8 protein-coding genes and 1 tRNA gene are annotated in these 9,290 nt (G+C 56.8%); 3 read left to right on the top strand and 6 right to left on the bottom strand.

All coding sequences use genetic code 11. The features are described from left to right. Both AACS18_RS07775 and AACS18_RS07770 read right to left on the bottom strand, forming a co-directional pair. On the bottom strand, positions 1–615 hold a 615-nt coding region (locus tag AACS18_RS07775), incomplete at its 3' end, for an N-acetylmannosamine-6-phosphate 2-epimerase (RefSeq protein WP_219927962.1). Between the two features lie 8 nt (positions 616–623). Continuing rightward, complete coding sequence (locus AACS18_RS07770) at positions 624–2,180, bottom strand: PTS transporter subunit EIIC (protein WP_108612152.1); 1,557 nt, start codon at positions 2,178–2,180, stop codon at positions 624–626. Positions 2,181–2,342: 162 nt separating this feature from the next. On the opposite strand from AACS18_RS07770, the gene AACS18_RS07765 reads away from it, so the two are divergent. Next, positions 2,343–3,185, top strand: a complete 843-nt coding sequence (locus tag AACS18_RS07765) for a MurR/RpiR family transcriptional regulator (protein WP_219927961.1) — start codon at positions 2,343–2,345, stop codon at positions 3,183–3,185. 170 nt (positions 3,186–3,355) lie between these two features. On the opposite strand, the gene AACS18_RS07760 is transcribed toward AACS18_RS07765, so the two are convergent. Further along, positions 3,356–3,445, bottom strand: a tRNA-Ser gene (locus tag AACS18_RS07760). A 439-nt stretch (positions 3,446–3,884) separates the two neighbouring features. On the opposite strand from AACS18_RS07760, the gene AACS18_RS07755 reads away from it, so the two are divergent. Both AACS18_RS07755 and AACS18_RS07750 read left to right on the top strand, forming a co-directional pair. Next, complete coding sequence (locus AACS18_RS07755; RefSeq protein WP_258228679.1) at positions 3,885–4,793, top strand: L,D-transpeptidase family protein; 909 nt, start codon at positions 3,885–3,887, stop codon at positions 4,791–4,793. A 39-nt stretch (positions 4,794–4,832) separates the two neighbouring features. Continuing rightward, complete coding sequence (locus tag AACS18_RS07750; protein WP_108612150.1) at positions 4,833–5,822, top strand: DUF481 domain-containing protein; 990 nt, start codon at positions 4,833–4,835, stop codon at positions 5,820–5,822. Between the two features lie 66 nt (positions 5,823–5,888). Here AACS18_RS07750 and AACS18_RS07745 read toward each other — a convergent pair whose 3' ends face one another. The 3 genes from AACS18_RS07745 to rlmF form a co-directional block, all read right to left on the bottom strand. After that, positions 5,889–7,304 carry an SLC13 family permease gene (locus AACS18_RS07745; RefSeq protein ID WP_005353291.1) on the bottom strand — a complete coding sequence of 472 codons (1,416 nt, stop codon included), beginning with the start codon at positions 7,302–7,304 and terminating at the stop codon, positions 5,889–5,891. Between the two features lie 246 nt (positions 7,305–7,550). Next, entirely contained in the window at positions 7,551–8,276 is a 726-nt protein-coding gene (locus AACS18_RS07740; protein ID WP_019445964.1) for a MaoC family dehydratase, read from the bottom strand. Positions 8,277–8,521: 245 nt separating this feature from the next. Continuing rightward, positions 8,522–9,290: 23S rRNA (adenine(1618)-N(6))-methyltransferase RlmF (gene rlmF, locus AACS18_RS07735; RefSeq protein ID WP_108612149.1), on the bottom strand; the 769-nt coding region annotated here is incomplete at its 5' end.

Here is a 9,290-nt window from a genome sequence, read left to right as displayed (position 1 = left end):
AACGACGGCATGAGCCCCTAACTGCAAGCAACGGGCTGCCATTTGTGGGGTATTGACGTTCCCTTCCGCAATCACAGGCTTATTGACCGCCTCAAGCACAGAGCGCAGAAAGGCAAAATCATTGTCATAAAGCTTGTGGCCCTGAGTCTCGGCTGTGTAACCATGAAGCGTCGTGCCGATACAGTCAAAGCCCAGTACCTCTGCATGCTGTGCCTCTTCCACGGTTGCGATGTCGGCCATCAGCAGTAACTGTGGATAGCGTGCGCGAATTGCCTCCACCATCTGAGCCAATGTCAGTCCATCGGGACGTTGATGGAATGTGGCATCAATCGCAATCATCTCGGGTACTGCAGCCATTAACTCATCTACTTCCTGCATCGTTGCGGTGATATAGACATCAGAGCCTGGATAATCCCGTTTGAGGATCCCAATGACTGGCAAAGAGACCTCCTGCTTGATGGCTTTGATATCCACCACGCTGTTTGCCCGTATAGCACTGGCACCACCACGGGCTGCTGCCAGTGCCATCTTGCCCATGATGAAGTCACTGTGAAGCGGTTCATCTTCCAGCGCCTGACAGGAAACGATTAACTTGCCTTTGAACTGGTTCAGCATTGTACAACTCATGCTCCCAATAACTCCTCGATCTCGTTCTTGATAATGGTGACATGCGGGCCATAGATAACCTGAATGCCATTGCCCTTGGTGATCACTGCAAGTGCCCCAGTCTGCTTTAACAGGCCTTCACTGACGCTCTCCCCGTTATGTACGGAGACGCGCAACCGGGTCGCACAACAATCCACATCCTTGATGTTGGTCGCGCCGCCAAGCCCGATGATGATGGCTTTGGCACGATCGGCGCCGACAGCTTCCGTTGTCTCTTCCTGCTGATCTTCGCGTCCCGGTGTTTTGAACTTGAAGCGCTGGATCATGAAACGGAATGAAAGGTAGTAGAGGCAAAACCAGGGAATGCCCACCAACGGAACCAGCATCCAGTTGGTTTTAGCTTGGCCTTGCAACACACCAAACAGCATGAAATCAATAAAGCCACCGGAGAAGGTTTGCCCGATAGTGATGTTGAGCATGTGCGCCAGCATGAATGCCAGACCATCGAAGAAGGCGTGCAACACATAGAGCGGCGGTGCAATAAACAGGAATGAAAACTCGATAGGTTCAGTGATCCCGGTCAGGAATGAAGTCAGGGCAGCCGAGATGAGCAGGCCTGCCACCCGCTTTTTGTTCTCGGGTCGAGCGCAGTGATAAATCGCCAGACATGCGCCCAGCAGACCAAACATCATGGTGATAAAACGGCCGGACATGAAGCGGGCCGTGCCCTCATAGAACTGCACCGTATTGGGATCAGCCAACTGCGCGAAGAAGATGCGCTGGGTTCCTTCCACCAGATGACCGTTGATCAGCTCGCTGCCACCCAGTGCGGTGGTCCAAAACGGGAGATAGAAGATATGGTGCAGACCAAATGGACCGAGCATCCGCAGCACAAAGCCGTAGATGAAGGTACCAAGATAACCGGTGGCATCGACCAGCCCACCTATCCCGAAGATCAGCTTCTGGAAATGGGGCCAGACGACATACATGACACACCCCAGCACGATGGCCGCGAGTGAACAGACGATAGGCACAAAACGGGAACCGCCAAAAAAGCCCAAAAACTGCGGCAGTTGCACCTTGTTATAGCGGCTATGCAGCCAATAGCTCATCAGCCCGACCACCACGCCACCGAATACGCCGGTCTCCAGCGTCTGGATCCCGAGCGCCATCCCTTGACCTGCCGCTCCCAGATTGCCGCTCGCCAGGGTATCGGAGAGCTTGAGCAAGGTGCTGATGCTGGCATTCATTACCAGATAGGCAAGCAACGCAGAGAGACCGGCAGTCCCCTTGTCAGAGCGGGCCAGCCCCACTGCAACCCCCACTGCAAACAGTACCGCCAGGTTGGCAAACACAATGGCACCGGCATCGGCCATCAACATAAACAGCCCCTGTAACCACGGCACATCAAGGAATGGATAGGCAACCAGCGTGTTCGGATTGGAGAGCGAGCCACCAATCCCCAGTAACAACCCTGCAGCAGGCAAGACGGCGATGGGCAACATAAATGATTTGCCAAAACGCTGCGCCTTTTCGAAAAACGGGCTGCTTCCCGTCTTCTCGGACAGTGACATGATAAAAATCTCCACGAGTGAATTACATTTATGGTAATTTTTACCAATCAAACTTAAATGTCATGATAATTATTTTCATGCCGTGACCGCTCTCACATTCATAGCGTGAATCGCGTTAAAATCATGGCAGTCTGAATCCTCTCCCCTCCGAAGGAGTTCCCATTGAATCAACCTGTAGAAGCACCACGTGTTCTCTTGCTGCTTCGCCATCAACTCGCCACATACAGCCAGACCCTGCAGCGGTTGGGACAATTCGTGCTGGAACAACCCCAGCGCGTGCTCTACCTGACCATCACCGAGCTTGCCCGTGAGAGTGGCACCAGCGAAGCCAGCGTGACTCGCCTCTGCCGTGGTGTGGGTTGTCGTGGCTATACTGAATTCAAAATGGCGCTGGCTCTGGAAACCCAGCAGGAACAAGCCAGCCAACCTCAAGCATCGGCGACCGGTGCATTCAGCACTCTAATTGAAGAGAGTGTGGCGGCATTGCGTGATACTGGGGCCTTGGTCAGCCAGCAGGCACTCTTACAAAGCGCCGAACTATTGGAGAAGGCCCGCCAGATCCAGATCTATGGTGTTGCTGCGAGTGCGATTATCGGGGAGTACCTGGCTTATCGTTTACTGCGTATGGGTATATCCGCCCAACAGTTCAGTGATATGCATCGAGCCGCGATGAACGCGACTAGCCTGAAACCGGGGGATGTGGTGATAGCGGTCTCCAGCTCGGGTTCGACCAAAGACCTGCTTCATGCGGTACAACTCGGCAAAGAGCATGGAGCTAGCATCATAGTACTCAGTAACACCAGTCGCAGTCCGCTCGCGACACAGGCTGATCAGTTGCTTGTTGCAGCTAAACCGGAAGGTCCACTGACTGCAGGTTCATTTCACTCCAAGATCAGTGCAATGCTGGTGATCGAGCTGCTTAGTCAACACCTATTGGAAAATAGGCCGGAGCTAGCGGGAGCTATCTCGGATAGCGCCAAGGCTACGTTGCCTTGGTTGATATAATCACTAAGAGAGGGAAACATCATCAATACGTGGACACCAGACTGGATCGATGTTCAATGTAATCCATTCGGGTAGTATGGCAGCCAACATCAAATGGCATACTGAATGGCATACCATAAAATAAAGCGAATGAAAAAGCCCAACCTAATCAATAGGTTGGGCTTGGTGTGTGGCGGAGAGACAGGGATTCGAACCCTGGGTGGCATTGCTGCCACAATTGATTTCGAGTCAATCCCGTTCGGCCACTCCGGCATCTCTCCGTGAGGAGAGAGTTTTACCCAAGCAGGGCCGAGGATGCAATAAAAATTTCTTAGATATCAAATGGCTGAATCAGATATCTGGGAGCAGGCTCACAATGCGGCGCGTGCTGTTCGCGTTGCCAGGCCACCCTGCATCCACCCGCCATTAACCCTCTCGCACACCCGGCCATTATCCATATCGTGATATTCCCCCATTGCCAGGAGGCGCCTCTTTTTCCTGCTTGGCGCTCAAATTTATGGGTGATGCCAATTTTGGCAGGTTTCCTATGTATCCCCACATCATTGCTTGTGCGCGGCAAGCTGGTAATCATGGGCTGATTGAGGAACAATCGCGCCATCCTGGCGGCTGTATTGATGATGTTCCGCCCCGATTGAACTGATGGATCTCCTTATGCGATTGCCGAAACTCAAGCCCCTAACCTTAACGCCCGCCCTTTCCATGCTACTGGCAGCGATCCTGCTCTGCGCCGCGCCGGCAGAGGCCCAACGCTACCCGCTGCCACCTGCCGGGAGTCGCCTTATCGGTGAGCTGGAGGATTACATCATCCAGCAGAATGAACATCTGGAACTGGTTGGCAAAAATACGCAAATTGGATTTTTGGCGCTGCTTGAGGCAAATCCGGGTGTAGATCCCTATTTACCCAAGCCGGGTACCCGCTTGACGCTTCCCACCCAGATGCTGCTGCCTGATGTGCCTCGCGAGGGGATCGTCATCAATCTGCCCGAACTGCGTCTCTACTACTTCCCCAAAGGGAAGAGCGAGGTCATCGTGCTGCCCATCGGGATTGGTGATATCGGCCGTGAAACACCCGAGATGACCACGACGGTCATCGAGAAGAATCCCAACCCGACCTGGGTGCCCGGCCCCATGGTGCGCAAATCCTGGCTGGAGCAAAAAGGGATCACCCTGCCCGCCGTGGTGCCCCCCGGCCCGGAGAACCCCCTCGGCAAGTTCGCCATGCGCCTTGGTTATGGCAAACGCGACTACCTGATCCACGGTACCAACAAGGATTTTGGCGTTGGCCTGCGGGTAAGCGCTGGCTGCATCCGGCTGCGACCTGACGATATCGAGGCCCTGTTCAAGATTGTGCCGATCGGCACGCCGGTACGGGTCATCAATCAACCGGTCAAGGTAGCCATCGAACCGGATGGTCGCCGCTGGCTGGAGGTACACTCCCCGCTCTCCCGCACCGAAGAGGAGCTTGAAAATGGCGCCCCGCTGATGCTATCACCGGCCGTAGAGAGCTTTATCAGCGCACCTGATGTGATGCAGGATGAGGTGACGGCGGCGCTGGAGAGCAAAAATGGCCTGCCCCGCCCCATCAGCAGCCAACTTGTCAGTGGCTAAGTCACCAGCGCCCGATTCGCACCGGAGTCACCTTACCTCATGAAATTCCTGCCCCTCCTACTCCTGTTGGCCTCTCACTCCTTGTGGGCCAAGGACATTCTCTGGATGAACAATGGCGATCGTCTGACCGGCAACATCGAGGAGGTGACCGAACAGTCGGTGCGCATCGCCCTGCCCTACAGCGGCGCAGTCACCGTCCAGCGGGAGGCCATCAAACGCTGGCGCATCGATAAAGAGGACAAACCCAAGGAAACGGCAAAGGGTGGGCTCAAGCTGTTCGAGGATGACCAGGATGAACGCAACGCCTGGCTCTGGACCGGCAGCGGCGATCTCAATGTCAAACTCAAACAGAATGACAAGCAGACCAACAACGTCAACCTCAAGTGGAAAAGCGAGCTGGCCAATCTGGACTGGCGTTACAGCTTCTCCGGTGAATATACCTATGAGACCGCTGACAACGTCACCGACAGCCATGATTATCAGCTCAACCCTACGCTGGACTACTTCTTCAACCAGCAGTGGTTCTTGCGCACCTCACTCGATGCCGAATATGACATGCTGGATAAAGATCGCTATCTCTACATGGACTATGGCTCGGGGCCTGGCTACCGCTTCTGGAACGACAAACGCCGCCGACTGGAGCTGATGGCCCAAGGGGGATTAAGCCGACTCTACTTCCGTGAAGATAGCGAGGTTCCCAAGATTTTTCTGGGTGAACGGGTCATTGACTACCCCTTCGCCGGTTTTAACTGGGATTATCGCCAACCTTTCTCCCTCTGGCAGGAGAAAATGGAGCTGTTCAGCCAGGGGCGCTACCTGAAATATCTGGCACAAGCCTCCCCCTATTTCACCCGTAATCAGGATCTGAAAGGCAGCATAGGATTGCGCTACTACTTCAACGACCATCTGCGCCTCTCCTGGTCGAGTGAGCTGGATTGGGAAGATGCTGACATCCTTGTCGACACAGGCAGCCCGGAACCCCGGGAAAGCGAACTAAGACACCTGCTCAGCCTTGGCGCCAGTTTCTAGCCCCCCCACCCCAACACGCAAAGAGGATCCAAATCAACCCCTCTTTGCTTCAGGCCGACAGGCTCGCTAGATCAGCCCCCAAGCGGCAATCTGGTAGATCCATACCATCGCCAGCAGGGTGCCGACCAACCCCATGATGACGCCGATGCGCACCATCTGGTGACTCTCCACCAGACCGGTGGCGTGGGCCAGCGCATTGGGCGGGGTACTGATGGGCAGCGACATCCCGAGCGAGACCGAGATGGTGACCGCCAGGATCAGGGTGTGGCTGCCGCCCCACTCGGCCAGCTCCGGCATGCTGACCGCCAGCGCCGCCACCAGTGGCAACAACAGGTTGGCGGTCGCGGTGTTGGACATGAAGTTGGCCATCACCACCGCCAGCAGGCAGGCGCCGACCAGCACCGCCAGCGTGGAGTATTCGTGGAACGGAATATGGGTGATGAGCCGCTCGGCCAGACCTGAGTCCTCCAGCGCCAACCCCAGCGCGATACCGCCCGAGACCAGCCAGAGCACGTCGAGGGAGATCTTGTGCAGATCGTCCTTGGTGATGATGCCGGTGGTCAGGAACACCGCCACCGGGATCATGGCGACCACATAGGAGCTCATGCCGTGCAGATCCCCCAGTAGCCAGAGCACTATGGTGGTGATAAAGGTGAGGTAGACCACCCAGGCGCGAGGGGTCTGCATAAAGCGCCCCTCAATCTTGAGATCCATCCGCTTGAGGGTGCTCGGGAAGAAGCGCCCCAGCAGAAACCAGCCGAGCAGCAACAGCAATACCACAAAGGGCACCGCAAATCCCATCCACTGACCGAACGAGATGGCATGCTCGCCGGTCAGGTATTTGAGGGCCACTGCGTTGGGCGGAGTGCCGATGGGAGTTCCGATCCCGCCGAGGTTGGCCGCCAGCGGAATGGCCAGCACAAAGCCGATTTTGGCCGGATCCTTGTCGGGGAACGCCGCCAGCACCGGGGTAAGGATGGCCAGCATCATGGCGGTGGTGGCGGTATTGCTCATGAACATGGAGAAGGTGGCGGTGATCAACATCAGCCCCAGCATGACGATCCGGGGATCCTGACCGAACGGGCGCAGCAACACCCGCGCCAGATTGACGTCCAGATGGTATTTGGTCGCCGCAATGGCGAGGAAAAAACCGCCGAGAAACAGCATGATGACCGGCGAGGCAAACGTCGCCATCACCTCGGTGGACTTGAGCAGCTCACCAAAGCCCGGCTCTGCCTTGTCGGCAGTCATGAACCAGAGCCCCTTGTCGGAGAGCAGCAGCAGCTCCAGCACGATGATCAGCACCGAGGTAGCAAAGATAGGGATGGGCTCCAGGATCCAGCAGAGGGCGGCCAGCACGAAAATGGCCACGACCCGCTGCTCGATGACGGTGATCCCCTCCAGCGGGATCCAGTGGGTCGGGATCAGCAGGATGGTGAGGCTCAGCAGCAGTGGCAGAATAATCTTGTTATTGATGGGCACTATTGTCTCCAGGATCGGGAGTAAGAAGCCAATAGTGGCATAACATGCTATCGCCTCACGCGGCCAACTCGCCAAAATGAGAGCTGGCTAACTGCACGGCGCACCATTTTGTGAGTCATATCAAGCTGGGGTCGGCGCGCTATGGCTGACGCCTCACCCCTTGCAGCAAACAGGCAAAAAAAACGGGCCCGCTGTTCGTTACACACGACAGCGGGCCCGTTTCACCATTCATACCGATGAGGGAGCTCAGAAGTAGATGCGGGTCACCGACTCGATGACGCAACCCGGGCGGCGGATCCCTTCGATCTCAACCTTGATCTCTTTGAGCAACTCCAGCCCACCCTTGATGGGGGTGACCCGGGCAAGCTTGGTGCGGGCGCGGATGTTGCTGTCCACCTTGATGGGGTACGGGAAACGCACCTGATCCAGCCCGAAGTTCACCACCATGCGGGCGGTCGGGAATTCGGGGGTGGCCTCATCGACCGAGCCGGTCAACTGCGGCAGCAGCGCCAGGGTCAGGAAGCCGTGGGCGATGGTGGTCTTGAAGGGCGACTCGGCGGCCGCGCGCTCCGGATCGGTGTGGATCCACTGGTGATCCCCGGTCACTGCAGCAAACTGATCGATCATCTGCTGGCTGACGTGCAGCCACTCGCCGACATGGGTCTCTTCACCAATGCGAGCCTGCAGGGCGGCATAGAGCTCGGCCGCCTCGGCCCCCAACTCAACAGCGGGTTCCTGAGCCACGGCAGGCTGACCGTTGGCTACTTGTGCCACGGTTGCAGCATCCTGTTGCTGCTCGCTCTGGGACTCGGCTTGCAAGTCCAGCACACGCCCCAGCAAAGGATGAAGATGTGCCTTTTGCTGAAACTCACGCCAGTAGTCGCGGATCGCCGGAGAGAGCCAATCCTTGAGCTCAAAGGGGTGCTGCGCCAGAATTTCGCGCTTGCGCTTCAGAAAATCGACAACTTTCATCTACCGATCCCTATTTGATTCAATGCCTGTAAAGAGGTCTAACCAGTCCTATTTTATTAAAGTTTCAGCTGTAAGTGCAAAAAAATCTCGGCGTACACCTGTACCAAGGCGGAAGTAACTACTTACACCATGTAAACCAGCACGATCTGCCAATGAGGAAATCGATTGCCAAAGATGCCGCCAGCAGGGGAAATTCGCGGGGCTCATCATGAAAAAAGGCCCTCATCGGGCCTTGTGGTGGGGACTCAGCGCGCGCTCGACCAGCCGCAACGCAATCCCTCCTCATCCAGAAAGGACCAGGCGAGGATCCGGCTCACCTTGTTGCCCTGCGCCATGTCGATCACCCGTACCTGACGCGCCCCCACCCGGTTCAACGCCTTTTTCGCCCCCGGCAAGTTCTCTTTTTTCGACACCAGCGAGCTGAACCAGAGGCACTGAGTGGCAAACTCCTTGCTCTGGGCAATCATGTTGGCCAGAAACGCCGCCTCGCCGCCTTCGCACCAGAGCTCGGCCTTCTGGCCGCCGAAGTTGAGCACAGGGGCGCCTGTCACCTCCTTGCCCAGATTGCGCAGCTTGCGCTCCGTCCCCTTACTCGCCTCTTCCAGCGACGCATGGAACGGCGGATTGCACAGCGTCAGAGCGAAGCGCTCCTTCGGCCCTATAATGCCGCGAAACACATGGTTGGGGTTACCCTGCAAACGACACTCAATCTGGTTGCCGAGTCCGTTGCTCTTGGCCAGCAGGGTGGCCGCCTTGACCGAGACCGGATCGATATCCGATCCCACAAAACGCCAGCCATATTCGCGGCAGCCGAGCAGCGGATAGATGCAGTTTGCCCCTACCCCGATATCCAGCACCCTCACCCCCTTGCCGGTAGGGAGCTGGCCTGCGCTCTCGGCCAGCAGGTCGGCAGCCCAGTGCAGGTAGTCCACCCGTCCCGGGATAGGCGGGCAGAGGTAACCGGCAGGCAAGTCCCAGTGGGCAATCCCGTAGTGATGGGCCAGCAGGGCGCGA

It is taken from the genome of Aeromonas sp. HMWF015 (assembly GCF_963878965.1).
In the GTDB taxonomy this organism is placed as follows: Bacteria; Pseudomonadota; Gammaproteobacteria; order Enterobacterales; family Aeromonadaceae; genus Aeromonas; species Aeromonas veronii.
The sequence above is the reverse complement of the archived record's forward strand: the minus strand, read 5'-3'. Positions and strand labels throughout refer to the sequence as shown.

Bases quoted from the DNA above. Each gene is read 5' to 3' on its own strand.
- AACS18_RS07770 (WP_108612152.1), bottom strand. From the start codon at position 2,180: ATGTCACTGTCCGAGAAGACGGGAAGCAGCCCGTTTTTCGAAAAGGCG.
- AACS18_RS07755 (WP_258228679.1), top strand. From the start codon at position 3,885: ATGCTACTGGCAGCGATCCTGCTCTGCGCCGCGCCGGCAGAGGCCCAA.
- AACS18_RS07750 (WP_108612150.1), top strand. From the start codon at position 4,833: ATGAAATTCCTGCCCCTCCTACTCCTGTTGGCCTCTCACTCCTTGTGG.
- AACS18_RS07740 (WP_019445964.1), bottom strand. From the start codon at position 8,276: ATGAAAGTTGTCGATTTTCTGAAGCGCAAGCGCGAAATTCTGGCGCAG.